A 26,830-nucleotide genomic window follows, 5' to 3' on the forward strand; every position below is an offset into this window, starting at 1 on the left:
ATTTCCCTGCCTATAGCGAGAGATGAACGCTTTACTATAAAGCTCACGCAAATACTTCACCAGTATCATGAGCATTTGGTGGAGTGAGATTTCATCTTTTTTCTACCTTGCAAATTTCTACTTTTGCGAGGTAGATTATTGCTATTGTTTTCGGAGTTGTTTGTATGGCGCTTGAATACGATGGTCGCGCCTGTATCGAGGACAGACTTTTTGTAGGGGCCATCACTTATTTCTGTTGTATAATGGCGATTAGACTTTAAACGCATCAAAGACAACGGGATGACCCCTTGTTTGAATGGGGGCTTGTGTTATGAACATTGATTATATTTCAGACTTACATTTGGATTTTTACGTAAAGCGGGAAGGTAGCCAGGAGAAGTTTGAACAAAAGACATTTCGTTTTTTAGAAGGGCTACTACCCATCGAATTGGGTGATGTACTTGTCATTGCGGGTGACATTTCACATTTTAATGCGCAGAGCGGCCTCACGCTAAAGTACTTTTCTAGTCGATATAAGCATGTCTTGTTCGTACTCGGGAATCACGATTATTATTTAACTTCCACGAAACAAGAACGAAAATACCATCAGAACAGTCACGAACGCGCACTGGAATTGCTTCAAATGATTGAGCGTTTACCTAATGTGACGCTGCTACAAAAGTTTGAAAAGGTAACCGTTGAGGGCATTACGTTTGCGGGTGCGACCAATTGGTATTCCTTAGAAGACTTTGCCGATTTACAATACTTCCGGACTGTATCAAATGATTCGGTGATGATTCAAGGAATGGAACTTGCACATGAACATACCGAGGAACAAAACCATTATCGCACACTAGATGAAGTAGATGTTTGTATAACCCATGTCCCACCTCTACTCATTAACAGCCATAAGCGCTATTCTACGACTTCTTGCTATTTAAACGAGTTAAAGGTGATAAAGGCACCACACTATATTTTTGGTCATTGTCATGAACAAAACATCTATCAAAAAGCTGATATACATTTTTATATTAACGCGCTTGGTTATCCAAGTGAACAATTAATACAGCAAATTAGATCGTTTACACTCATATAACAAACGCGTCCCGAAAAACATGTTTTTCAAGACGCGTTTACTTTAGGCTGGCACATGAATCCTAATCGTGCCAGCCTTTTCAACCTCTATTGTTAGTTCGAGTCCGTTTTCTGCGGCATACTTTTCTATTCTTTTCATTTCTATTCTTTCCTACGCTACTCCATCTCAAAATGCCCATTTTCGGTATTCACGCCAGTATCCCAACTACTCTAACCAGTTTGTTACTCCTGTTACTGATTGATTTTCGTAAAGCTCCCGTTTGAGACCTAACAGTAGATCAGAAATCGCCAAGGGTATTAAAGAAATTGCCTTTGCTTTGAACAGTGGAAAAAAACATCTTTTAGATAGGTTTTTAATTTTTATAGAATACTAAATAGGCTTGGTTCATTTTCAGTAGAACCGAGCCTAATCTGTTTTAACTACTTTGATTTTTATTGAACTAAACTGCCCTGTTAGCCATCCAGAGGCAGTATCATACCCTGTAAGTGCCGCAAAGATTATTGCGCTTTTTAAAAAAGCTTGTTGAAAAAAACGGTACTTCCTTAACAAGCTGGGTACCTGCGAAGGTACACCTTTATTTATTCTTCACCAGACTAATTTTCAATAAATTTATGGAACTTTCTAACTATTTTGCGATTATAATCAAACCGTTTACAACCTCCCTTCGTTTCCTTTGATAGTAACGTTAAAAAAACATGTATAAAATGGAGGAAGAATCATGAAAAAGACCGTTTTTCTATCAGCTTTACTTCTCTTTGTCATTACGGCTACCGGATTGTCAGCCTATGCAAAAATGGACCGTAAGCCGGCGTCCCAGACGACACCAAATTCCATCCAAAGTGATCATGTCATCCGGGTGTACGGACCAGGCGGACCACTTGGACCGATCAAGGAAGCTGCTGAACATTTTTCAGCTGAAACGGGAATCAAGGTCGAAGTAACAGCCGGACCAGAGGGCAATTGGATCAGCCAGGCAAAGCAAGATGCAGATATTATTTTCGGTGGCTCCGAATATATGCTGCAGGACTTCACCTTTAACCACCCCGAAATGATCGATACTAAATCACGAACGGAGCTTTACCCGCGTGCTGCAGGAATATTGGTGAGGAAAGGTAATCCTAAGAAGATTGAAAGCCTGGAGGATTTAACGAAAAAGGGAGTCAAAATAATCGATGTGAATGGGGCTGGCCAGCTTGGCCTGTGGGAAGACCTGGCAGGCAGAAAAGGGCTGATCGAAGGCATTTCCCAAAATATTAACCTTTCTGTAAAGTCGAGTGCCGAAGCCATTGAACGATGGAAATCGAATTCCAGCCTGGACGCCTGGATTACCTATGAATCGTGGCATTACCGTCTCCAGGATGTGACCGACCTGGTCGAACTGCCCGAAGAAGAAAAGCTCTATCGTGGAACGCCGATCGTCCTGACGAAAATCACCGATCAGAAAAAAGAGGCACAGCAATTTATTGATTATTTAAAAACAGAAGAATCTCACCAAATCTTTCAAAAATGGGGCTGGAAGTAAGGGCGAGCCTGAAATCTAAAAAACTGGGAGGAACATACATGAAAAAAGGAATTTTTACGCTCACGATACTTTCGATTATTTTTGCTTTGGCTGCCTGTGGAAAAAGCACTGAGGAAAAAACAGAGCCGGATCAACCCGATCAAGCCCAAACGGAACAAACAAAATCGGAACAAGCCCCGGCTGACAACCTTCAGCTTTTGGAGAATGAGAAAGTTGGAGAGTACCTGGCGGATCCACAGGGAAGGGCCCTGTATTACTTTAAAAAGGACGAAGCAGGAAAAAGCAATTGCAGCGGAGACTGCCTGGCAATCTGGCCGGCATTTACCCAGGAGGATTTCGCCGTCCCGGAAGGTTTTGACAAAAAGGATTTCGATACGATCACAAGAGAAGACAACGGGGAGAAGCAGGTCACGTACAAAGGCTTTCCTCTCTATTATTTTGCAAAAGACCTACAAGAAGGGGATGTAAACGGACAAGGAGTAAAAGATGTATGGTTTGTCGTAAACAGCGAAACAGAATTTGAATAAGCCTGCCCAGGGAACGATCAGTCGCGGTCGTTCCCATCTTTACTTTTAAAATAGTATAATGGCAATATATTTTTATCCAATAACAGGGAGTGCCACATGAAAGAAAATTACGATGCGGAATTAATGAGATTGGTAAACGAAAAACACGGTCACGCATTAGAGGAGCTTTATGATCGATATATAAAGCTTGTTTACGGCTTCGTTATGAAGTTTTGTAATGGGAATGAGGGTAAGACGAAAGAGATTATTCAGTTGGTCTTTTTGAGGCTATGGACAACAAACAGCCATTACGATCCCGCTCAAGGCAGCTTTGTAAATTGGCTCCTCACGATTACTCGCAATATTTGCATTGACTACCACCGCAAAGAGAAGAGGCATACGCAACACTATCAAGAGGAACATGAAGATATCGCCGACCTTGCCAATGCAATCGAGCAACGAGTAAATACGAATGATATTGAGATGGCGAAAAACAAATTGCCGACGGCGCAAAGAAAATTAATCGATTTGCTTTATTGGAAAGGGTATTCTCTTTCAGAGATCGCCAAGCTGGAACAAGAACCGCTCGGCACGATTAAAAGTAGGCTGCACCAAGCTCTTAAAGGTTTGAGGAAACATCTGGAATTGGAGGATATAAAATGAGAAGGGATTGTGATCATTTAATTCCATATATAGCAAGTGAACTCAAAGAGCGCGAACGCATGGCCTTTGATGAACATTTAAAGAATTGTACGGAGTGTAAGAAAGAATATCAGGAATTGTCCCAGGCCTGGCATGCTTTGCCATTTGATTATACCGAAATCGAGGTTCCTGAATCGCTAAAAGGCGAGGTGCTGGGGTTTGTTTTTGATCACCAAACGAAAAGTGGTACGGAAACATTCATGGCTAAAATGAGCAAGCTTGCCATGATGTTCAAAAGCCATTTCACTCCAGTTTCAACCAGTATCGTGGCCTTCTTGTTGCTCGCGATTATTGGCCTTGGAATAGCGAATGTACAGGAAAAAAATCGCCATGCCGAAAATATACCCATTGAGATTTTAACAGCCATTCCCTTAAAAGCAGCCAATCAAAGCCACCCGGGAACAAACGGCATCGCATATATTGTCCAGCAGGGATCAGAGAAAAATTTGGTGGTGCAGGTTCATGAATTACCCGGTGTCGAAGGTTCACAGGTTTACCAGGTTTGGCTGCTGAAAAACGGCACGAGGGAAAATAGCGGCATATTCAAGCCGGACGAAAACGGATCCGGAATACTGACCTACCAGCTCGCCGAAGGGCAGACTTTTGATCAAATCGGCATCACCGTCGAACCGGACGCCAACAGTAGCCAGCCAAGGGGAGACAAAATAGCCGGGTCATAGATGGTAACAGAAAAGGACAGATACATTTTAAATATCTGGCTAACCTTATATTACGAACGGGTGCTAATGTTCAAGAAACTTACCCAAAAATGATCAAACTTTTTTATGAAAATTCCATCTGTATTCTAAAAGGTAATGAAGGCACCACACTATATTTTTGGTCATTGTCATGAACAAAACATCTATCAAAAAGCAGATGTACATTTTTATATTAACGCCCTGGGATATCCAAGTGAACAATTAATACAGCAAATTAGATCGTTTACTTTAGGCTGGCACAAGAATCCTAATCGTGCCAGCCTTTTTCAACCTCTCTTGTTAGTTTGAGTCCATTTTCTGCGGCATACTTTTCTATTCTTTTCTATTCTTTCCTACGCTACTCCATCTCAAAATGCCCATTTTCGGTATTCACGCCAGTATCCCCAACTACTCTAACCAGTTTGTTACTCCTGTTACTGATTGATTTTCGTAAAGCTCCCGTTTGAGACCTAACAGTAGATCAGGGTTTATACGCGTATACGTAATAAAGTTCTTCCCCTCCACACTAGATAATCGGTTTAAATACGGTATGCAGTCGTTCGTGTCGTGCCCGTCAATCCGTCCGCTGACCGCTCCCCGTCTTTTCCGAACACTCCACTCACTTTGTATCACTGTAAAACGATATTCCCCTGCCAAGCATCATGGGCACTCATTCAAATACCGATTTCCCCTTCCGAAAGTCAGTTAAAATTGGTTTGCTGCAAAACTAGTTTCTTCCTTCTGCATGTGGGTTGTTTCTCTCTCCGCTCTGTCTATGTTTCCCTATCCTCGTTCTAAACTCCGTTAATTGAAAACGATGCTGCATTATAGACAATGCCTGATAACATAAGGTTTTAAGCAAGTCCTCCTCGGTCAATATTGTGGGTTAAAATTGCTTTTATGACCGGATACTAATTTGAACCCTCGATTTGAACCTAAAACAAACTAACTTTCATCAAGAAATTCAATGCGTTCTTCCTCTAAAAATTGGGGATTAATTCGCTTATATGTTGAAGAGGCTGACTCCCTTAATGGCACCGTACCCTATGCTAAAAATCCCATAAAATACGCCTCTTGTACAACCTGGCACAGAAGCCAATCCACCGCACTTGCATACCCGACACTCATGAATGCATGCTCTTGCTAGCGATCATCTGGAATAATTTCAAGCGCATTCATACCATCTAATATGTACTTATAATCATCATGATCTAAATCAGTTGCTAGAATTGCAGAAAGGCCATGTACAAACATCCACATTGCCTGATCAAAACGATACTAATTCTTCGTTGTATCAAGCTGCTTATGTGTTTCATACATACACCACTCCCGATAATTCGGTATTTCAGCTGATTTTGCTACCCGAATTCCCATTTCACGTACTGCTTTTCTACGTATTTAAAGGGACTTATGATCAAAGCCGTCATGCTAGCCCCTTTTCTCTAAAGAAAATGTAAACATCGATGAAGCCTTGCTGTTACTGGATTCTCTCTGGCTCTATGCACAGAAATGTTTACAAACTTCGCTCAGATTCCTTTTTCAATGCACTGAGCAAATAGTTGTAAACATTTCAATGAAAAATCGCTTATAAACCCTTATACAGTGCATGTTTACACCATGTTCAATTGCGTAACTCAACTTTCGCAGTTTAAGCTCGGAAAAGAGTACCAAGATCGTTGTTACGACATGTTAAACCGTCACACAACAATTGTTTTCACCCGCTACATTACCTGCCCAGTTAGTTCAATAATGACTATTAATATTATACTGTTAGCTTACCTTCAAAAAACGTTATAGACTTACCAAAAAGAAAAATGTTATCATCCAATACTTTAACTTTAATAATTCCCCCTCTTTCTGAAGCCTGATAAGCTGTAAAATCGGTTTTATGTAATTTATTTTTCCAATATGGTCCTAAACAACAATGGGATGAACCATTTACATAATCTTCAATTATTCCTTGAGATGGAGAAAAGAAACGAGAAACAAAGTCGAATTCATTTTCGTTAGAATGACTGGTAACAATAACCCCTCGAACTGGTAATTGTGCAATTAAATCTATATTAGGTTTCATATTCCTTACAATTTCTTCTGATTCCACTTCAACTAAGTAGTCGAGTCTGCTCTTGCCTACATACACAGGTTTAACACCTAAAGCCTTGATTAATAATTCTGGGGCAACCACGTTCTCTTCAATAATTGCAGGAAACTGTAATTGAACCCAACCATCTATTAAATGCGCTTTAAGAACGCCACTTTTTGTATGAAAGGTAATAGATTTCTCTTTATCAACAAATCCTTTTTCCCACAAAAAGTATGAACTTGCCAGTGTTCCGTGTCCGCAAATTTGTATTTCAGTGGATGGGGTGAACCAGCGTAGATGATATTCACCATTTAAGAAATCGATAAACGCTGTGGTTGGTAAGTTAATCTCTTTCGCAACTGTCTGCATCCAACTACTATCTTTTACGTCACTTAAAAAACAAACAGCAGCTGGATTTCCTCTAAAGGCTTGTTCTGTAAATGTATTTATAATCGACAATTCCATCTTTAATTCCCACTTTCAATTATTTAACCAATAATACTTAAAGTTCTCTCACAAATGTCTTAATTCCTTCTTCAACTATCCTACTGCGTTAGTTTAAGTACATTTCTTCACAATCATCTCACTTCTAAAAAATCTATAGAGGTGCGATGATTTTAATCAAACTTTATTACAAATTATCAATCTTTTTTACAAAGCTTCAAAAGAAGGATACCCCAAAACGTTCGGCAATCTCTTTTATGAGCTTTGCGAAGATGAAAAATACATCGATTACCTCACTGCCTTACAATCCCTTCTAAATATCTTCCAAACTTTAGCGGAGGTTGTTTTAAACGTCAAATGACTAAATGGTTGACCGCTTTACCTAGTTAGATCAAGCACTTCCTCGACATCTAGGGGTGCGAAAATTGAGGTATCAAATAAAAAAATCACATATAAATGTGACATAGATCACCCTATTTAATCGTTAGCTCTTTAATATGTATTTTTAGACGTCTCGCACAATTCATTATTCTAATTCTAATTGTTTGGATATCATTTAAATTAGAAAACTTTATCTGAAGCAGTACTTCTCTTTTCAAATCCCGAGACTGTCAATATTTTTGTGTAAATGACTTTTCAGCCTCTTCAAGAAGATCGTCACTTCGGTATTTAATTGAGCTTGTTCGGAGGTTTGATTTAGGTTTCTGCCCTTGCGAATTACTTCGATTTCAAGTTTTCAAACATTTCTTCGAGTGCTACACGTGCTTTATTAAATCCAATATGACAACGTGTGGCGAAGCGCTCGTTGTCATTTTCAAATTGCGTCACTAAGAAGCGTTCCAGCGATTCTTCGTTCGGAAATTGTTCTTTACGTTTCGTATATTTCTTGATTTGTTTATTAAAGGACTCGATTAAATTGGTCGAATAAATACTTCGCCAAATGTCTTTGGGAAAGTCATAAAACGTGAGTAGATAGTGGTTTTCTCGCAAGGATTTCACGACTTTGCCATAGGGCTTTTCCCATTTTTCACAGAACGTATCGAGCGCTTTTTGACCTGCTTCAGCGTCTGTTACTTGATGGACTTTCTTAAAGTCATCACAGATTCCCTGGCGATCTTCCACGCGTACTTTATGTGAAATATTGCGCGCCACATGTACTAAACAAGTTTGATACTGAGCTTTTGGAAAAACGGTTGTGATGACGTCTACCATGCCCTTTAAGCCGTCTGAAATAAATAACAGCACATCTTCAACACCACGTTTAATTTATTTGCAATAAAGCAAATTAAAGCTGAAATGAATTGATTTATTCATTTTTTAACATTCGATAACCCACGCCGATATGTGTTTGGATATACTTTGGTTGCGTTGAATCTGTTTCGATTTTTTTTCGTAACGTTGCCATAAAGACACGTAAAGAGGCGACATCATTTTCCCACGTACTACCCCAAATTTCCTTTGTAATGTAGTTATGAGTCAGTACTTTTCCTACATTTTTAGAAAGTAGCACGAGCAGTTTATATTCAATTGGTGTAAGATGCAGTTCCACATCTTTTAAAAAGGCACACCCAGCCACATAATCGATTTTTAAGTCTCCATTTGTAAAGTGAAGGTTTTGTTGTGGACCTTCTGATTGATAATAGTGAATACGGCGAATCGCCACTCGTAATCTTGCAAGTAATTCCTCGATTGAAAAGGGCTTCGTCAAATAGTCATCTGCACCAGCATCAAGCGCTTCAATTTTATCTTGATCCATACTTCGAGCACTTACGACGATAATGGGCATAGTGGACCAAGAACGGATTTTTTTAATAATCTCTATGCCGTCCATATCAGGTAATCCTAAATCTAAAATAACGATATCAGGATTATGAGAAACCGCTTCTAAAATTGCCTGGCTTCCACGAGATGCAGTATGAAATTTATATTCTTGGGTTTCCAGTGTTATTGATATAAGATTTTTGATTGCTTCATCATCTTCTACAACTAAGACGAACGGTTTACTCATAAATTTTCACCTCTTCAGCTTGTAATGTGAATCGGAAAATCGTTCCTTTTGGATGACGGTCGTGTACTGTTAATGTACCACCATGTGCGGAAATAATCGACTTACATAAAGCTAAACCAATGCCCATACCACGTCTGCTATCCGATATACTTTTGTGGGCTGTATAAAACATTTCAAAGAGTTTCTCTTTTACTTCATTTGAAATACCGTCGCCATTATCTGCGATATCAACGATAATCCAATCGTTTTCTTTCTTCGTTGAAATCGTAATCTCAGAGCCAACAGATGTATACTTAATCGCATTATCAATCAGGTTAATCAGCACTTGAACAATTAATCGTAGGTCGAGTTTCGCCATTAAAAAACCTTCTGCACAATCGACTTTCATGATATGCTCACGGCTTTTCCGATTCACGTGGAGAAGCGCTTCATTGATGACCTCATCAATTAATTCAGCCTCCATTTGGATATTCATCGTACCATCTTCAATTCTTGTAATAGATAGTAAATTTTCAACTAAGTTGATTAACCACTGGGCATCATTATAAATATCCTCATATAATCGTATTTTTTTATCTTCGTCTATACTAAATTCGTTATTCAATAAGATATTCGCATTCCCTGAAATCGTAGTCAGTGGGGAACGCAAATCATGGGAAATGGCACGTAATAAATTGGCTCTTAATTCTTCATTTTTAGCTTGAGTTGCAGCTTCTTCTCGTTTACGTATGAAGTGCTCTTTTTCTAATGCGAGGGCACATTCCCCAAGCATTGATAAAACTAAATTATTTTCTAATGTATCGAGCGTTTTATTTTGTTTTAGTGCAATGCCAATGACACCATACACATCAAGGTTTGTTCGGATAGCTAAGTATAAACATTTCGCACTCCCCAGCGTATTTGTCGTCGCACCGGCATGTTTGTTATTTTTAAATACCCAAGCAGCAACCGCTTGTTCATTGTCTGTAATGAATTCAGAGCGGTCTGTTGCGTCTTGTTCAAGAAATACGAATGGTTGTGCTAAATTTTGTTCATGGATTGGGTAGTACACGACGCTATGATTCAGTAATTTGACAAGCTGTTTAGCTGTTGTCGCTAAAATACCTTCTTGATGCGTTTCTTGTTGAAGCAGTTGATTCGTTTCAAGTAACACTTTTGTTCGGTAAGCCGTTTCCGCTGAATGTTGTGCTTGAATTTTTAATTTACTTGCTAACGTGCCAATAATAAAGGCTGTAATGAACATAATTACAAATGTGACTTGATAGCTCGGTTCATAGGCTGCAAGTGAATAAATCGGATACGTGAAGAAGAAATTGAACGCAATAACACTAAGCGCAGCCATTAAAATACTACAAAAGAGATTCGCTGTGATGATTGCCGTGCCGAGTACACCAAGCATATACATATTTATAGTGTTCGTGTTACTAAAATTGAAGGTTTGGAATACAATGCCGATAGCCGTTGTGATTGCTAATATTAGCGCGACTTTCAGTAAGTCCATTCCACTGCACCATGATGATTTTTTCACAGCCTTTTTCTTTTTATACGGTTCAGCTTGTTGGTCTGGAATGACGTAGATATCTAGATTTGGTGATAAATTTGTTAGTTGCTCGGTAAACGATTTTTTTATGCGAAGAAAATTTCGTTTTGTGTTTGAGCGTCCAATGACTACCTTTGTAACACGCGTATAACGGGCGAACTCGGATATTTGGAAGGCAACATCTTCTCCATAAACTTTCTCAATATTCGCTCCTAATTGTTCCGCAAGACGCATATTTTTGCGAAGTCTTTCTTTATTTATATCCGACCAATTGTCAAAGGAAGGTGTTTCTACAAACAAGGCTGTAAAATGCCCCTTAAACGCACTGGTCATTCTCGCAGCTGTTCGGATAATTTTCGTATTTGACGGGGAAGAGGATAGGCAAACTAAAATATGTTCCCCTGGATTTAAACTGCTTTTCGACGATGATTTACTTTTTTCTGCTACACGATTTACCCGGTCTGCAGTTCGTCTTAGCGCAATTTCCCGTAATGCTACTAAATTATCCAAATTGAAAAAGTGATTCATCGCTTTTTCTGCTTGGTCTTGTTTATAAATTTTCCCTTCATTTAGGCGTTCAAGTAAATCTGCAGGCTCAATATCAACAAGCGTTACTTGATCGGCTTCATCAAATACATGGTCTGGAATCCGCTCACGTACAACGACACCTGTAATCGATGCGACTAAATCATTCAAACTTTCGATATGCTGCACATTGATTGTTGTATAAACATCGATACCTGCCTTCAAAAGCTCTTGGATGTCTTGATATCGTTTTAGATGTCTTGCTTGTTCTAAATTCGTATGGGCAAGCTCATCGACTAAAATTAACTGCGGTTTTCTTAATATAACTGCATCTAAATCAAGTTCATGCAAGATCATGCCTTTATGTTGCACTTTAAGGGGGGGCAATTGCTCAATCCCTTGTAAAAGCGCCATTGTTTCAGGGCGTGCATGGGGCTCGATATAGCCTGCAACTACATCAACACCGTGTTCTTTTGCTAAATGAGCTGCTTTTAACATTGCGTACGTTTTACCAACACCAGCTGCATAGCCAAAGAAGATTTTTAAATGACCCTGATATTTTTCTTTTTTGATCATTAGTATTCTTTTTAAAATCGCATCAGGATTTTCTCGCTCGAAGCTCATCGTCATCCCTCGTTTTTATTTCAAGATTTTCATTAGCATAACCTAGAAAAAATTAATGCAGTATTAGTATATATCTGTCTGACATTAAGATAGTATAAAGATTTTTTTTTATGAATCTACTATTCTATGTTCACTGAAATTTCTACTTCCTTTTATCCGCTTTTCAAAATCTTAATGCGTTCTTAATTTTAAACGCCTTTTTCCTAACACCGTATTAATTTCGAATTTAGTATTCTTGTATTCGAAGGGAGGAATGGTGATGCAAATAGTTTTAAGTGCCATTGGAGTAATAGCTGTTATTTTACTCATTTACTATATGGTGATTTTGCTAAGGGGTGATGAAAGTTGATGAACTTAATTTTGCAATGTGGCTTGTATTTAGCCATTCTCGTCTTATTAGCAATCCCTTTAGGACATTATATTGGGAAAGTGATGAACGGAGAGAAAGTATTTCTATCAAGCTTATTCAAGCCACTCGAACAAGTTATTTATAAAGTGATGAAAATTGAAACTTCAGAGCAAATGTCGTGGAAAAAATACGCAGCCTCTGTTCTGTTATTTAGTGGTATAGGTTTTATTTTTTTATTCGTACTTCAATTAGTGCAGGGTACATTGTTCGGAAATCCACAAGGCATTGCAAATATGCCTTGGCATTTATCGTTCAATAATGCAATTAGCTTTATTACGAATACAAATTGGCAGTCCTACACTGGTGAAGCTCAAATAACGTATTTAGTGCAGGCACTCGGATTAACTGTTCAAAACTTCGTATCTGCAGCGACCGGGATTGCAGTATTATTTGTACTAATTCGAGGGTTTATCAGTGTGAAAGGTAAAGGGCTCGGCAGTTTTTGGGTTGACGTCACAAGAGTGAATTTATACGTACTTTTACCAATCAGTTTTATGATCACGCTTGGTTTATTGTCACAAGGTGTCGTGCAAAATCTAAAGCCTGCAGAAACGGTGCAATTACTCGAGCCGATTGCGATTGCTGAAGATGGAACAATTATTGACTCAGCACAAATTGATGTGGAATCGAAGGAAGTATTTGTGGATGGGGAATTGGTTACGAATGCACAAATTATTACCGAGCAGTTTGTACCGATGGGACCAGCAGCAAGTCAGATTGCCATAAAACAATTAGGAACAAATGGTGGTGGATTCTTTGGCGTAAACTCTGCCCACCCATTCGAAAATCCAACTGCCTTCTCAAATTTGATTGAAATGTTAGCGATTTTATTAATTCCGGTAGCACTATGTTTTACATTTGGACGAAATATAAGGGATAAAAAGCAAGGCTACGCTATTTTTACAGCGATGTTCATCATGTTAATGCTGGCAATGGCGGCGCTTACTGTTAATGAACAAATGGGTACACCTCAACTTGCCCAAGACGGAATGGTCGATCTATCCACTAACGAGCAAGCAGGTGGAAATATGGAAGGGAAGGAATCTCGTTTTGGAATTGCAGCTTCCACAACGTGGACTGCATTTACAACTGCAGCGTCGAATGGTTCTGTAAATGCGATGCACGATAGTATGACCCCACTTGGCGGTATGGTGCCAATGCTCTTAATGCAACTCGGGGAAGTAATTTTTGGTGGTGTCGGTAGTGGGCTATACGGTATGTTGTCGTTCGTGATTTTAACCGTATTTATTGCTGGGTTAATGGTCGGACGTACTCCTGAATATTTAGGAAAGAAAATCGAACCGTATGAAATGAAATGGGCTGTTCTTTGCTGTTTAGCAACGCCGATTGCGATTTTAGTAAGTGGTGGTATTGCGGCGATGGTGCCAAGTGTTGCGAATAGTTTAAATGAAGGTGGACCGCATGGTTTCTCAGAATTACTTTATGCATTTACTTCAGCAGGGGCAAATAATGGATCAGCCTTTGCAGGATTTGCAGCGAATACACCGTTTATTAACTTGAGTTTAGGTTTAGCAATGGTATTTGCTCGCTTTGTACCAATCCTTTGTACACTAGCGATCGCAGGAAGTTTGATTAAAAAGAAAACGATGGCGACAACAGCTGGAACACTTTCAACGAGCAATGGATTATTTATTTTCTTATTAATTTTTGTTGTCATTTTAGTAGGTGCATTAAGCTTCTTCCCAGCCCTTGCACTAGGACCGATTGCTGAATTTATGATTATGGTGAGTTAGGAGGTAGTAGATATGGTGACCGAATCAAAAAGTGCATTAACCGATAAAACGATGCTTATGAGAGCGATAAAAGATTCATTTGTTAAATTAAGTCCAAAATATCAAGCAGAAAATCCGGTTATGTTACTCGTTTATATTTCGGCAGTTTTAACCTCAGCGTTATTTGCGATTTCGCTGTTTGGCATTCAAGATGCATCTTCAGGATACACCTTTGCAATTGCAGTGATTTTATGGTTTACAGTCCTTTTTGCGAACTTTGCAGAAGCAATTGCAGAAGGGAAAGGGAAGGCACAAGCCGATTCTTTACGTGCAGCGAAAAAAGATGTGCCTGCGAACAAGCTTCGAAGTCTTGGTGATTTAGAAGATGTCACGGTTGTTTCATCAGTTACCCTTCAAAAAGGCGATCTTGTCATCGTGAAAGCAGGGGAACAAATCCCAGCGGATGGAGAAGTCATTGAAGGAGCTGCGTCTGTTGATGAAAGTGCGATTACAGGTGAATCAGCACCAGTCATTCGAGAAAGTGGTGGCGATAGAAGTGCAGTTACAGGTGGAACAACAGTCATTTCAGATGCATTGATTATCCGTGTGACGAGCATTCCAGGTGAGAGTTTTCTTGACAAAATGATTGCCATGGTCGAAGGGGCAGCCCGTAAAAAAACGCCAAATGAATTAGCACTGCAAATTTTACTTGTCGCATTGTCGATCATCTTTATTTTAGTAACGATATCACTCTATACGTTTTCCGCTTTTTCCGCTGATTTGGCTATGATGGAAAATCCGGTATCTGTTACAACCCTTGTTGCATTACTTGTCTGCTTAGCACCAACAACGATTGGGGCCTTGTTATCTGCTATTGGAATTGCGGGAATGAGTCGCTTAAATCAAGCAAACGTATTGGCAATGAGTGGGCGAGCAATTGAAGCAGCAGGTGATGTAGACATTTTAATGCTTGATAAAACGGGAACTATTACAATCGGAAATCGACAAGCGACGGAGTTTGTACCGGTTGATGGGGTAACAGCAGAAGAATTAGCTGATGCAGCACAGCTTTCATCTTTAGCTGATGAAACGCCCGAAGGCAGAAGCATCGTTGTTCTGGCAAAAGAACAGTTCGGTATTCGAGGTCGCTCGTTGAAAGATCAACCATTGAATTTCATTCCGTTTACGGCGAAAACACGCATGAGTGGCGTCAATTTTGAAGACAACGAAATTCGTAAAGGTGCAGCAGAAGTGATTCGTACGTATGCGGAGCAAAACGGTGGGACGTATAGTAAGCAATGTGAGGAAGCGGTGAAGCAAATCGCTGAAAAAGGCGGTACACCACTTGTTGTTACGAAAAATCACCGCATATTGGGGGTCATTTACTTAAAGGATATTGTAAAGCAAGGTGTACAAGAAAAGTTTGCGGACTTACGTAAAATGGGCATCAAAACGATTATGATTACAGGTGATAATCCATTGACTGCAGCAGCGATTGCAGCGGAAGCAGGCGTTGATGATTTCTTAGCAGAAGCGACACCAGAAGCAAAACTTGAAATGATTCGAGAATTTCAGCGGAAAGGTCACTTAGTGGCGATGACAGGAGACGGAACAAACGATGCACCAGCCCTTGCCCAAGCAGATGTAGCAGTAGCGATGAATACAGGTACACAAGCAGCTAAAGAAGCAGGTAACATGGTAGATCTAGATTCCTCGCCAACGAAATTAATTGAAATTGTTCGTATCGGTAAGCAACTTCTCATGACACGAGGGAGTTTAACAACATTTTCAATTGCGAATGACTTAGCGAAATACTTTGCGATTATCCCTGCACTATTCATCGGGTTATATCCAGAGCTCAGTAAGTTAAATATTATGCAATTGCATAGTCCAGAAAGTGCAATATTATCAGCCATTGTTTACAATGCGTTCATCATTATTGCATTAATTCCACTTGCATTAAGTGGTGTAAAATACCGTGAAGTGCCTGCTGGGAAATTGTTATCACGTAACTTACTTATTTATGGGCTAGGGGGAATTATTACACCATTTATATTTATTAAATTAATTGATATTGTGCTTGTAGCTATGGGCATGTAAAAGAAAGGAGTCCTTAAATTGAAGCGTTTAAAAGGGGTTTTATCCCGTTCGATTGTATTCTTCATTATCTTCACCCTTATTTATGGTGTTGTTTATCCAGGAATGATGACTGGCGTTGCACAGGTTGTTTTTCCTGATAAGGCGAATGGAAGTATTATTGAAGTTGATGGCAAGAAATATGGCTCCGCTTTACTCGGCCAACAATTTACCGAGGATACACATATGTGGGGACGTATTATGCAGATTGATACCGCAACCTATAAAGATGCAGAAGGGAATCAATTAATGTATGCGTTTCCTGCTAACTTAAGTTCAGCGAGTGAAGAATATGGTGCGTTGATAGCTGAACGAGTTGTAAAAATTCAAGCGGCTCACCCAGAAAAAGCAAATATGTTGATTCCTGTCGATTTAGTTACGAGCTCAGGTAGTGGTTTGGATCCAAGTATTTCTGTGGCTGCTGCAAATTATCAAGTAGAGCGACTAGCCAAAAATAATAATCTATCCATTGAGGAAGTGGAATCCATTATTGAACAATGTAGCGAATCTCGATTTTTAGGTGTTTTCGGTGAAGAAACTGTTAATGTTCTAAAAGTGAATTTAATGCTAGATGGGATTTTAGATCATGAAAAACCCGAATAGTAATTAAATAAATTCTAACCCCTAATGAGTAGTGTTAGTACTTCATACGAGCACTACTTTTTTGTTTGTAAAATGTAATTGATTTTTGTGTATGTTCTAAGTTTTTTTTTGAAACTCAAAGAGGAAAAATGCATCATTATAGTAAGCCCGTATTCAAATTACGCATATAAACATGCAGCGCCTCCCGGTACTATAAAGGGATCAATGAAAGGAGGTGTTTTCCATATGCCACAGCAAAAATTAACGATTATCCCCATCACATTACATTCTGAATTTATAAATTCCTCTGTAGCCACCTCAACAGAAGATCCCCGCATTAGAACATGTCCGATAAAAACTGCAACGGTGGAAATTTCCCTCTGTAATGGCGTAGATGAGCACATCATCCAAAGTGTGACGCTTATGTTAATTTGGCCTGCTAACCCCTCTGCCCCTCAAACATCTTGTTTTCCTCACAAACCACCATCAAAACACTAAAAATTCGAACCCGCACCAAGGTAATATTCTGCCCTAATATCTTTTTCCAACCTTCTATCACAAAGCGGTTTACTCAATACAAATTTACCTTTACACGAACCATCCCATGAAAATCTTAAAATTATAAACCACTATGAATAATTCAGGTTTAATGTTGTTTTTAAACAAAATAAAAACTTGTTAGGGACTAGAATCTCTAACAAGTTTAATTATGCCATTTTTTCAATAATCAAATAGTCTTTTGTTTTTTTTCATAACTAATGGTATTTCTCTCGCAAAAGGTAATTAAATCACTGTACACGTTTTCTGGTATAAATAAGGTTACATGAATAGAGAAACCTTTTTGTGTCTTAATAACAGCTAATTTTGACTTCCAATTTACTCGCTTGAAAATCACCTTTTTAATGTCCGAGAATGCCACCTGTTTGCTATAAATAGTTAGATCAAATAGGTGAATTGTATAAACGATAGTATGCTCATTTATGGCTAATGTGTAGTTAATCAATGCTGTGAGTAAAGCTACCGTAAATATTACGAAGAATAGCCACTGAAGCCACGTATTATCCTAAGATGGAATACTTATAGCTACAATAAAAACGCCATTGGTAAAATAAATTGACGTTGAGTAGTTGCTTTATATATCATACTACCACTCCCCTATTTTTGTTAAACCTACTCTTTTCTTAACTAAACAGATTCACTTTTATGGTAGACATCCTCGAAATAATCCTTATTTAGAATAGCCATTTTTTTGAACAATCGCTATAAAGATCATAATCAAAATCATGCTGTAGGTGAAGAGCCAACCAAACTGCCCGTAAACCTGTGCGGATATCGAAGTAATGTCATCGCCCACACCCATGATTTCCAAGGAGTAACGTAGAGGAGGTACAAGCCAATTTATTAATTCTATTTTTAAAATTTCTACTTTCGCGACTGCTAAAACTAAGGTAATAACTAGAACGCTTATCACACCCCACCATGTGTTTATATTGCTTTTTACGAGCTCTCTAGTGAAAAATAAAGATAATGCAATCGAGAGAGTCGCTAGATTAAAATGCGCCAAAAAACCACTCACAATGTGGACCATACGAAGCCCAGATGTAAAGGCATTAAAAATGATAGGATAAGCTACAGCTATAATACTTAGGATTAAACCGACTACAATACAATTGATTACCAAAGCAAGGTAATATTTTCTCGTATTTTTGGTATGCATAATGGTGATTTGTTTTTGTCCTTCATCTTCAGCATGCATAATAGTTATCGTAACCCAGCCCATTATAAAAAATAAAAGAAGTGCCGTAAATGAATAACTGTCCATTATCGGATTAGGTACGTACGTATAATTGATGATGAGCAACATGATAAAGAGTGAAACTGGAGGGACGTACTTGTGTGTTCGAAAATAAGTAGCCAATAAATAGTGAATCAAGCCCTTCATTATTATGTTTTCTCCTCTTCCTTTAAAAATACTTTAAAAATTCGGTTTCTTTTGTATGTAAAGGTTCCAACAGTTTGATTGAAGCCCCCTTGTCTAATAGTTCTTTTACAATCTTATTTGTTTGATCTTGACTAACGTTCAGTTCAATCAACCTTTGACTATTAGCCATTTCTTTCTCTTTCTCGATAATTATTTTATTCTTTAATGACTCAATGGAAACAGTGTTTGGCAATTCAAACACTACTCTATTCATAAGCTTCCCATGTACTTGTTGGTTACTAGTCTGGATTATTTGTCTTTCGTGAATGATAAGTATTCGGTCCACAACTTTTTCTAGCAGCTTAGTCTCATGACAGGTTAAAATAATACTAATATTCCTTTCCTTTAAAGACATTAATAATGCTTCCAAATCGGCTTGTGCTTTTGGATCAAGACCGGAAAGCGGCTCATCCATAATCAGCAAATCGGTTTCTTCTAACATCGCCTGCATGATGAAAACTTTTTGTTTCATCCCCTTTGAAAAATGAACAATACGGATGTCTCGCTTGTTTTCCATGCTAAATATTTCTAGTAATGTGTTAATTCGATTCTGAAGCCATAGTTTTGGTAATCCACGGATTTTCCCCATATGGGTTAGATACTCTGACAGCGTAAAAGGAACTACTGTTGGAATCGTCTCTGGTACATACCCAATACTGATAGGTTCTCCTTTGCGAAAAAGGATTTGCCCAGTATCTGGCTTGGTTAACCCGCCAATCATTTTCAATAGCGTACTTTTTCCAGATCCGTTTTTTCCAACGATTGCCGTAACTTGATTAGCCGAAATTGAAATGGATATATTTTCTATAATTAAGTTATTTTTAAATTTCTTCGTTACATTCTGTAGTTCTAAGACTGTTTCCACTTCTACACACCCTTTATTTTTTTACTTAAAAGAACATACCTAATTATTCATAAACAGGTATAGTTTCCTTAACGTATTCGCTTCTATCTTGTAAAGAAGGATCAATCGAAACGTTCAATAAAACGAGCTGTATTATGTGGCAATGACCGAAATTGTAAATCATTAAGCCGTTTTTTTATTAACTAAATAGCCTATTGGTTTTATTAAAATAGATTCAAGAAAGTATTATTTGTCAGTGATCGAGTTAATTATACAATATTTAGGTGTATTCTAAATAAAAATATACAAAAATATCCAATATGATTATTTGTGTTGTTCCCTAATCTCAGTTTGAAAAGCTTACTATCTTGAGACATTATAAAGACTAATTTAAAGGTGATTTAATTATGTACCAATAGACTTTATTCTACTAGGAATGTAAAGGTTTACACTTAAACTAACCAGCTAGTAATTTGTATAATAGATAGTTAAATAATGGAATTTCACTGTGCTATACTCTAAATAAGATATGATAAATAAACTTTAGATTAGTTTCAGAGGAGACGTTATGAAAAGTAGGTACATGAAAAATTATTTCACCGTCATTTATGAGCAGCGAGAAGAATTTGCTGATGAGCTAAAAAATTTTAAAAATAAAGAATGGGAACGTCCTCAAGAAGATAAGTGGTCTTTTGGAGAAACATATTACCATTTATACTTAATGGTTAGACTATTTAGACAGTTAAACAAACTGTATTTACCGATTTCTAAGCCTATTGCTACACTAAAAAAAGGAAAGTCATACAAATTTAATAGTGAAAATATATTCACTGAATATAAAGAAAAACACAATAAACCTATGAAAGCACCTTTTGTATTATTGCCACCAAAAGATATTAAAGAGAAAATTTCATTTGAATGGTTAGTAAACGAGTTAGATAGCGAAACTAGGTATTTAGAAAAAATGCTTTCTAATATAAGCGATAACGTTGCTGGACAGATACGTTATCCCGATCCAATTGCTCATTATCCAAATTTGATACAATGTATTGCCATACTAGGTATACATGAAAAACATCATTTTTTATTATGTAAAAAATATTATAACTAACAATAATATTGACCTAATGGGGACGTTTTCCACTTATGGAGCCCACCAATATATATGAAAATGTATTTTTAGGAACTATAACAATGCATGACAACACAAGCAGCATCACGTGATTCCTGGCAGATCGGTCTCAGCCGAACTGACCAGGACCGCAGCTCGACGGAGAAAACCATTCCGTCGAATTGCTCTCACGTCATGCTGCTTTTCATTTTGCCTGCTAACCCCTCTGCCCCCCAAACAATCACTATGAATCTAGTATTCATCACAAACCACCATCAAAAAACTGAAAATTCAGTCACAAACTATATCTAGAAATAAATACCTATATTATAATTTACTTACAAGTATTTTTTGGAGGTGAGGAACTAATGTTTGCACTATGTATGATTGCTTTAACCGTATGGTGTTGTGCTGCTTTTGTGAATGAATTTGAGTAGGGATATGTTTGCACTTAATAAGAGATAAATGACAAAGGAAGAAAATGGATGAAATCGATAACTTATTACTAAGGGATATTATATAATCGGATTTAGGAGGGAGGTGAATAGATTGGAAAATTACAAAAATAATATCCTATTGACGTTTTATAAACCGGATGAATTTGGCGTAGAAAAAAAGGCACGCGTAACGTTGAGCGATGTTCGAACGGATTTAACTGTTGCAGAAATTAATGAGGTAGCCAAGGCTTTTGCATCGTTAATTATGCACACGTTGGGCGGTGTCGAGCTAGTTCAGTATTCACATGTTCTTCATTCGTAATGCCAAAGCAAATTATTCTATTTAAAGGAGGTGATTTTCGATGAGTAACGCGACAACTAAAAATGTACTAGTTATGGAGTTTAATGACGCGAAAGGAAAAGCACGGTCAATTCGTGTAGCGGATCCAAAAACAAATTTAACAGCTGCGACAGTAGAGGCTGCAATGCAAGTAATCAATGACTTAAATGTTTTTAACTCGATTAGTCTTGAAGGCCCAGCCTCGATTAAAGGCGCCAAAACAGTACAAACAGTTACAAACGACTTCGACATTGTTATTGGCTAAATAAAACGTATAGACCAGGTGAGAACCCCCATTCTTGCCTGGTCATTTCTAAACTTAAAAACGAGAGGAGTGCGTGCTTTGAAAAGTAAAAGCTTAAAAATCGCAACGCTTGCTCATGCCGTTTATAAAAAATGCGAGTGTTGTAACCGCGTAAAAGATATTTACTTCAAAATGAGCGTGTTAGATGCTGCTAAGGCAAATTATTTGGTTGGTGACTTCGATTTATGTAAATCATGCGGACAAAATTTTGGAGATATCCTGAATATTAAAGTTAGTACAGAGAACGTTCTGAATGACTTCAATTTCAGTAAAACGTAATGGAAGATATCATACCATATCTGGATTACGGATTTTCTTTTATTCTCTCCATTTATCTTTTAATTCGCATGGAAAAAAAAATCGAAGCCCTCACTGAGAGCATTAACAAACTCAACAATAATTAAAACTTAAAAATTTAAGCGAGAATTGTTCCATTTGTCAGAATCAATATACAACATATTATGAAATAAGTGCAAGCCAGGAGAGGGGTGTTTTGTTTGAGTCTAACGATTAAATACCTGCAACATTTGCAGCTAGAAGGTAAGTCCCTGAATACGCTCGATACGTACAGGTACCACTTGATTGCCTTTTTTACGTGGGTTAAGGAGAACGGTCATGAGCTGGATGGCCTTAGACCCGCTCACTTATTCGATTTCAAAGAAGTCCTACTGAAGGAAGGAAAATCGGAACGCACTGTCAACGGCATCATTTCCTGTGTTCGCGGGTATTTTGATTATTTAGTTTTGAATGAGGTCGTGAAAATGAATCCAGTATCAAAATTGTTGCAGATTAAAGTAGCGGATTATCGCCAGGATCGCCTGACAGATGAGCAGCTTAACCATTTTTATCATTTTATCGATGCTCTGCAAGTCAATGTCCGTGCAGCCTTTTATTTAATGCTCGCAACTGGGGCACGTGTCAGTGAAATTGCCGATCTCACAAAGGTCGATTTTTCCATTGAGAACGATAAATTATTCGTTGATATCCCAGATGCCAATTGGGGCAGTGTCCGCAAAGTCCCAGTACTGAACGTAAAGGCAGCGCAAATCCTCGTTGATTACTTAGCAGACCTAGAAGTCACGGATTTACCAGCGTTTCGCGTCAGTAAACGTACACTGCAGCGATATGCCTACATTTTTTCAGAGCAATATGGCATACAGTTTAGTTGCCACGCCTTGCGCCATACGTTTGCCACGATCCTGCTGGAAAACGGGGTTCAGATTGAAAAAATACAGTACTTACTTGGCCATCGATCGATAACCCTGGCCAGACAATACAAACAACCTGCTTTTATGAATGTGAATGACTTAGATCCGTCTGTGTGGGTACAGACTTAATAGTATAAAGTGCAACTTCCAACTGAGGGTGTTTTCCTAACCCCCCACTGTTGGAATAGGAAAACAAGTGAAATACGCCACGTCCTGTGGCACATCTTGTTTTCCTAACGCCGTGTTAGCGCGAACGAATCGAGCTTTTGCGAGACAAATTAAAGTGTCGGATAATCTTGAAAATAGATTGGAGGGATAAAATGATCATTATTTTTGATTATGGCCACGGAGGAAAGGACCCTGGCGCAACGTATAAAGGGCGTCATGAGGCGGATGATGTGTTACGTATTGGACAAGCCATAGCCAAACGTTTACGGGATGCAGGGGTACAAATCGATGAAACACGCACATCAAACCAAGCGTTGTCACTCGAGCAGCGTGTGAAGATGGAATGGAAGAAAACCTATGATTTCTTTATTTCGTTTCACCGCAATGCGTTTAAGCCTGAAGTAGCGACGGGTGCTGAAGTGTTTGTTTATAAATCTATAAACGCAAAATCGAAGCCACTTGCAGATAAGATCCAAAGTGCTTTAGTGAATGTTGGATTTCGGAATCGCGGGGTAAAAGAGGCGGAGTTTTATGTATTGAAGCATACACGCGCGCCTGCCTTATTACTAGAAATCGGTTTTATTGATAATAGCGCTGATAACCAGCTGTTTGATTCGAAGTTTGAGGAGCTGGTTGAAGGGATGGCCCATGCAATTTTGGCGGTTGCTGGGGGGAAGAAGGTTGATACGTGTCCTGCTTGTGGGCAGGGGGTTGGTTTATAAGGAAAAGCAGCTTCAGAGTAAGGTACTGAGGCTGCTTTTTTGAAAAATAGTGTTTCAAGACTCTGTTCGTAAACCTTGTTGCCCATTGGTTCATACTAAAAAGGCCGTTTTTACTGAAAATTATTGAACCAACGCACTCTTTAGTTGAATAAGGAAACAGCGTTACTCCTTCTTGAAGTAAAGCTACTGTTAGTTGAAGATTCATTAAAACTACCAAGTTAAATCATTTAAGAATGTAAGAATATCTTTGTTCACGTCATTAATGTCCGTGCCTAATGTCATTAAATGTTTAGAATTCGGATACCCCTTCATTGTTTTTTGATTCGTCGCAACGCTTTGAAAAATTACCTCTGCACTCTCTTTATACAATGGTTCATCTAATTCACCATATAATATACGAAATGGTGACGTTAAAAGTGCTAATTTATCCATCGTACTATCTATTAGCTGTTGGAACTCGACTAATGAATCGATAGACATATTTTGAAGACGTTTCATTTCTAAATTTATTTGTTCTTCATTTTTCCCTTCAAGTTGTTTGTATTTTTTTGCATAATGAAAAACACGCTTTTGTAGAAAAGTAGCTTCCCTATGTATTGGCACTGACATTGTCAAAACACCATTTATCTCCAACTCTTGACCAACTTTTAATGCAAATACACCACCAAGAGAAAGACCAACCACAGCTATTTTTTCAAAACCTTCATCCTTCAACAACTGGTAACCGTTTAGTACATCTTGCCACCAATCTGCCGGTCTATATGTGAGCAGTTCTTCTGCTGTTAAACCATGTCCACTGTATAATGGGGCATAGCAAGAATAATTGTTTTTTAGCAAATGCTTCCCTAACTTTTTCATATCAATCGTATTGCTTGTAAAAGAATGTAATAGTAAAACGGCTTTCTCTCCACCTTTATAGAAAAAAGGCTTAGGGGGTACTATTTTCATCATTATTTTGAATACCTCACTAACATATTCTTAGACTTAAATTAAATAGCTGAATATCAAATTTTGATAATTCCTTTAAAGTATAACATCCATTCGTTATTGAACTAATTGCACCGTTAGTTCAATAGGAAGTATTTTTTAGTCTATCTTACACATTCAAATACATGAAATGAACTTCCTTCTCCATACCCGTTAATAACTTCATGGAGAATAATTTTATCCAAGCCAATGCGTTTGCTTATGGGTCCTCTTCACATAACAGCATCTTGTCCCCCATCAACGATAGTGCGTGGTAAACACTGTGCTGTTTGTTGTCTTACCAGTGCCCCCCCTTAAAATTCCCGAACGTTACTATAATCGCTTTTTTGTTTTCTGACACATCTGCTCCCACAATAGTTGAAACTCCATGTTTTTTAATTCGTATATGGATATACAAATATATTCGTATATAGATATATTAATATACGAATATATTAGTTCATTGGTTTTCTTTTTTAATAGAAAACCACCCAACAATTATTTATCACTCCTGAATCATTTCTTTAATAGCTTCAGCTAAGGCATCAGTCGTTCTATAAGACTCCTCCAATGTATTTTCAATTCCCCCAATTTCTAACAATACCGAGTTCTCTTGAAGATCATGATTATATGTGTTCCGAGGATTTTCACCTTTTCCAATTACACCTCTGGATAATCCAGGATATAATTTCTCTAATTTTTTATGAAGGCCTATAGCAAAGGCTCTGTTCGCTTCATAATTATCAGTTGTTTTTGATACAACAAATAAAATTTTCGCATAATCTACTCCACCAATTTTTATGGTTGAATCTGTTCTTTTTTGAGAATCTCTGTGGATGTCAAAAATCATTTTAATGCTCTTATGCTCAGTTAATGATTCTTGTACTATTTCCCTAGAAACTGTATAGGAATCGGCAAATGATAAGTTTCGCTCAGTTAAGATACCCAAAATATCCGTATCATCATGGATAGCGTTAATCTTATTTTCCTTTAACGCTTTGCTGAACGCCTTCCCAACCAAAGTAACATTTTTCGTCTCACTAAATGCTTCTCTAGGATTTTTTATGTTCAGTTCTGGAATATATGATTCTTGATTATGTGAGTGATAAATCAACACTAATGGAGCTTTTTCATCAGCAGCGGAAGACACGGACTGGTCTCCATGAGAATTAGTTAGAACATTTGTCATTACCTCTTTTCCACTAAAGAAGAAGAACCATGAAAAAGCGAGTGTAAAAAGTAGCGCGCCACTTGAAACGGCAGATATTCTATTTACCATCCGTTTTTTATTCATACTTCTTGCCTTTTGTCTGAGCTTCGTTTCAGTTGATGCAATAAAGTCTTCACTTGGATGTTGAGGATACGTTTCCTTAATCCTATTAAATAGATCTTTTTCATTTTGCATTTGTCAAAGCCTCCTTAGCATCCATACCTAGTTTTCTTTTGAGGTCTTTCAAGGCTCTGTGATAGTCTACTTTCACTTTGGATTCACTACATTGTAGAATTTCAGAAGTCTCTTTTATCGAAAACTCGTTAATGCCACGAAGGATAACAACCGCTCTATAATTAGGTTTCAATTTAGAAATCGCTTCATGTACAAATTGTTCCATTTCAGCTGTTTCCAACACTTCATCCGGCTTCTTATCGTTGGATTCTAACTGTGTGAAAAATCCATTCTTAAAAACAGAAATAAACTTCTTTTTTCTATAGTGATCCACCGCTACATGCTTGGCTATGGAAAATATCCAAGTTTTTAAATTGTTTCCGCTTTTAAAATTGGGTAAGTTTTTTAACACACGAATGAATACTTCTTGTGTCAAGTCCTCTGCATCATTTTGATTTCCTGAAAAACAAACAAGAAATCTAAACACGTCTAAATAATGATTATTGTAAATTACAACTATACTGGACTCTACGTTTTTTAAATCAATCAAGCTGTCCCCCCTCATTGTGTATTCACGTATTATTCGTTTGAGGTAAATAAAAGGTTACAATTATTTCATTTGAAATTGATCTATGTATACCAATTCTAGTAAATTAGCAATAATTCCTATTTAACATCCGATTTACTAAGGGGTGTACTTGCTATTGGCAAAGGCTTCGAAAACGTACCAATCTGAAAAGAAAATGGACGAATTTCCTCTACATACTGAATCTTTTGT

General features: G+C 37.9%; 24 protein-coding genes and 1 pseudogene. 16 read left to right on the forward strand and 9 right to left on the reverse strand.

The genetic code is table 11. From position 1 onward, the window contains the following. The first annotated feature begins 310 nt into the window (after nt 1-310). The 5 genes from MHH87_RS18315 to MHH87_RS18335 all read left to right on the forward strand — a co-directional run bounded on the left by MHH87_RS18315 (nt 311) and on the right by MHH87_RS18335 (nt 4,485). Complete coding sequence (locus tag MHH87_RS18315) at nt 311-1,075, forward strand: metallophosphoesterase family protein (protein WP_340751235.1); 765 nt, start codon at nt 311-313, stop codon at nt 1,073-1,075. 718 nt (nt 1,076-1,793) lie between these two features. Then, nucleotides 1,794-2,597 (forward strand): extracellular solute-binding protein, encoded by an 804-nt coding sequence (locus tag MHH87_RS18320; protein ID WP_340751238.1) that lies wholly within the window; start codon nt 1,794-1,796, stop codon nt 2,595-2,597. A gap of 38 nt (nt 2,598-2,635) precedes the next feature. Then, nucleotides 2,636-3,124: a hypothetical protein gene (locus MHH87_RS18325; RefSeq protein WP_340751240.1), complete on the forward strand. Its 489-nt coding sequence runs from the start codon at nt 2,636-2,638 to the stop codon at nt 3,122-3,124. Between the two features lie 96 nt (nt 3,125-3,220). Next, nucleotides 3,221-3,766: an RNA polymerase sigma factor gene (locus tag MHH87_RS18330; protein ID WP_340751242.1), complete on the forward strand. Its 546-nt coding sequence runs from the start codon at nt 3,221-3,223 to the stop codon at nt 3,764-3,766. Then, complete coding sequence (locus MHH87_RS18335; RefSeq protein WP_340751244.1) at nt 3,763-4,485, forward strand: anti-sigma factor; 723 nt, start codon at nt 3,763-3,765, stop codon at nt 4,483-4,485. The genes MHH87_RS18330 and MHH87_RS18335 overlap by 4 nt, the downstream gene beginning before the upstream one ends. 1,780 nt (nt 4,486-6,265) lie before the next feature. Here the strand turns inward: MHH87_RS18335 and MHH87_RS18340 are convergent. The 4 genes and pseudogenes from MHH87_RS18340 to MHH87_RS18355 all read right to left on the reverse strand — a co-directional run bounded on the left by MHH87_RS18340 (nt 6,266) and on the right by MHH87_RS18355 (nt 11,727). Beyond that, nucleotides 6,266-7,051 carry a PhzF family phenazine biosynthesis protein gene (locus tag MHH87_RS18340; protein WP_340751246.1) on the reverse strand — a complete coding sequence of 262 codons (786 nt, stop codon included), beginning with the start codon at nt 7,049-7,051 and terminating at the stop codon, nt 6,266-6,268. Nucleotides 7,052-7,747: 696 nt separating this feature from the next. After that, nucleotides 7,748-8,290 (reverse strand): annotated as a pseudogene (locus MHH87_RS18345) (IS256 family transposase); the annotation flags it as partial. A gap of 46 nt (nt 8,291-8,336) precedes the next feature. After that, nucleotides 8,337-9,038: a response regulator transcription factor gene (locus MHH87_RS18350; RefSeq protein ID WP_340751249.1), complete on the reverse strand. Its 702-nt coding sequence runs from the start codon at nt 9,036-9,038 to the stop codon at nt 8,337-8,339. Next, nucleotides 9,031-11,727: a sensor histidine kinase KdpD gene (locus tag MHH87_RS18355; protein ID WP_340751250.1), complete on the reverse strand. Its 2,697-nt coding sequence runs from the start codon at nt 11,725-11,727 to the stop codon at nt 9,031-9,033. Before MHH87_RS18355 ends, MHH87_RS18350 begins: the two co-directional genes overlap by 8 nt. 345 nt (nt 11,728-12,072) lie before the next feature. Between MHH87_RS18355 and kdpA the strand changes: the two genes are divergently transcribed. From kdpA to MHH87_RS18375, 4 genes are all read left to right on the forward strand, one after another. Continuing rightward, nucleotides 12,073-13,890 carry a potassium-transporting ATPase subunit KdpA gene (kdpA, locus tag MHH87_RS18360; protein WP_340751252.1) on the forward strand — a complete coding sequence of 606 codons (1,818 nt, stop codon included), beginning with the start codon at nt 12,073-12,075 and terminating at the stop codon, nt 13,888-13,890. A 51-nt stretch (nt 13,891-13,941) separates the two neighbouring features. Further along, entirely contained in the window at nt 13,942-15,969 is a 2,028-nt protein-coding gene (gene kdpB, locus MHH87_RS18365) for a potassium-transporting ATPase subunit KdpB (protein ID WP_445683140.1), read from the forward strand. Between the two features lie 18 nt (nt 15,970-15,987). After that, nucleotides 15,988-16,608, forward strand: a complete 621-nt coding sequence (kdpC, locus tag MHH87_RS18370) for a potassium-transporting ATPase subunit KdpC (RefSeq protein WP_340751256.1) — start codon at nt 15,988-15,990, stop codon at nt 16,606-16,608. A gap of 225 nt (nt 16,609-16,833) precedes the next feature. Then, nucleotides 16,834-17,085, forward strand: a complete 252-nt coding sequence (locus MHH87_RS18375) for a hypothetical protein (RefSeq protein WP_340751258.1) — start codon at nt 16,834-16,836, stop codon at nt 17,083-17,085. Between the two features lie 730 nt (nt 17,086-17,815). Here MHH87_RS18375 and MHH87_RS18380 read toward each other — a convergent pair. Beyond that, nucleotides 17,816-18,529, reverse strand: a complete 714-nt coding sequence (locus MHH87_RS18380; protein ID WP_340751260.1) for an ABC transporter permease — start codon at nt 18,527-18,529, stop codon at nt 17,816-17,818. 22 nt (nt 18,530-18,551) lie between these two features. Next, nucleotides 18,552-19,433, reverse strand: coding sequence for an ABC transporter ATP-binding protein (locus tag MHH87_RS18385; RefSeq protein ID WP_340751261.1), 882 nt, complete (start codon nt 19,431-19,433; stop codon nt 18,552-18,554). 547 nt (nt 19,434-19,980) lie between these two features. On the opposite strand from MHH87_RS18385, the gene MHH87_RS18390 reads away from it, so the two are divergent. The 7 genes from MHH87_RS18390 (at nt 19,981) to MHH87_RS18420 (ending at nt 23,702) form a co-directional block, all read left to right on the forward strand. Then, nucleotides 19,981-20,523, forward strand: coding sequence for a DinB family protein (locus tag MHH87_RS18390; RefSeq protein WP_340751263.1), 543 nt, complete (start codon nt 19,981-19,983; stop codon nt 20,521-20,523). A gap of 549 nt (nt 20,524-21,072) precedes the next feature. Then, nucleotides 21,073-21,282 carry a DUF1659 domain-containing protein gene (locus MHH87_RS18395; protein ID WP_340751265.1) on the forward strand — a complete coding sequence of 70 codons (210 nt, stop codon included), beginning with the start codon at nt 21,073-21,075 and terminating at the stop codon, nt 21,280-21,282. A gap of 40 nt (nt 21,283-21,322) precedes the next feature. Beyond that, the gene (locus tag MHH87_RS18400) at nt 21,323-21,565 is read left to right on the forward strand and encodes a DUF2922 domain-containing protein (protein ID WP_340751267.1); all 243 of its coding nucleotides are present in this window, start codon (nt 21,323-21,325) and stop codon (nt 21,563-21,565) included. 78 nt (nt 21,566-21,643) lie between these two features. Continuing rightward, the gene (locus MHH87_RS18405) at nt 21,644-21,883 is read left to right on the forward strand and encodes a hypothetical protein (RefSeq protein WP_340751269.1); all 240 of its coding nucleotides are present in this window, start codon (nt 21,644-21,646) and stop codon (nt 21,881-21,883) included. Continuing rightward, nucleotides 21,883-22,008: a YvrJ family protein gene (locus tag MHH87_RS18410; protein WP_340751271.1), complete on the forward strand. Its 126-nt coding sequence runs from the start codon at nt 21,883-21,885 to the stop codon at nt 22,006-22,008. Before MHH87_RS18405 ends, MHH87_RS18410 begins: the two co-directional genes overlap by 1 nt. A 93-nt stretch (nt 22,009-22,101) precedes the next feature. After that, complete coding sequence (locus MHH87_RS18415; protein WP_340751273.1) at nt 22,102-22,941, forward strand: tyrosine-type recombinase/integrase; 840 nt, start codon at nt 22,102-22,104, stop codon at nt 22,939-22,941. Between the two features lie 191 nt (nt 22,942-23,132). Beyond that, nucleotides 23,133-23,702, forward strand: coding sequence for an N-acetylmuramoyl-L-alanine amidase family protein (locus tag MHH87_RS18420; RefSeq protein WP_340751275.1), 570 nt, complete (start codon nt 23,133-23,135; stop codon nt 23,700-23,702). A 210-nt stretch (nt 23,703-23,912) separates the two neighbouring features. Here MHH87_RS18420 and MHH87_RS18425 read toward each other — a convergent pair whose 3' ends face one another. From MHH87_RS18425 to MHH87_RS18435, 3 genes are all read right to left on the reverse strand, one after another. After that, a complete protein-coding gene (locus MHH87_RS18425) occupies nt 23,913-24,653 on the reverse strand; it encodes an alpha/beta hydrolase (RefSeq protein WP_340751276.1) in 741 nt (246 codons plus the stop codon). Nucleotides 24,654-25,173: 520 nt separating this feature from the next. Then, a complete protein-coding gene (spoIIP, locus tag MHH87_RS18430; protein WP_340751278.1) occupies nt 25,174-26,073 on the reverse strand; it encodes a stage II sporulation protein P in 900 nt (299 codons plus the stop codon). Further along, nucleotides 26,063-26,602: an RNA polymerase sigma factor gene (locus MHH87_RS18435; protein WP_340751281.1), complete on the reverse strand. Its 540-nt coding sequence runs from the start codon at nt 26,600-26,602 to the stop codon at nt 26,063-26,065. The genes spoIIP and MHH87_RS18435 overlap by 11 nt, the downstream gene beginning before the upstream one ends. Nucleotides 26,603-26,830: the final 228 nt, after the last annotated feature.

It is taken from the genome of Solibacillus sp. FSL H8-0538 (genome assembly GCF_038003525.1).
Taxonomy (GTDB): Bacteria; Bacillota; Bacilli; order Bacillales_A; family Planococcaceae; genus JBBOPI01.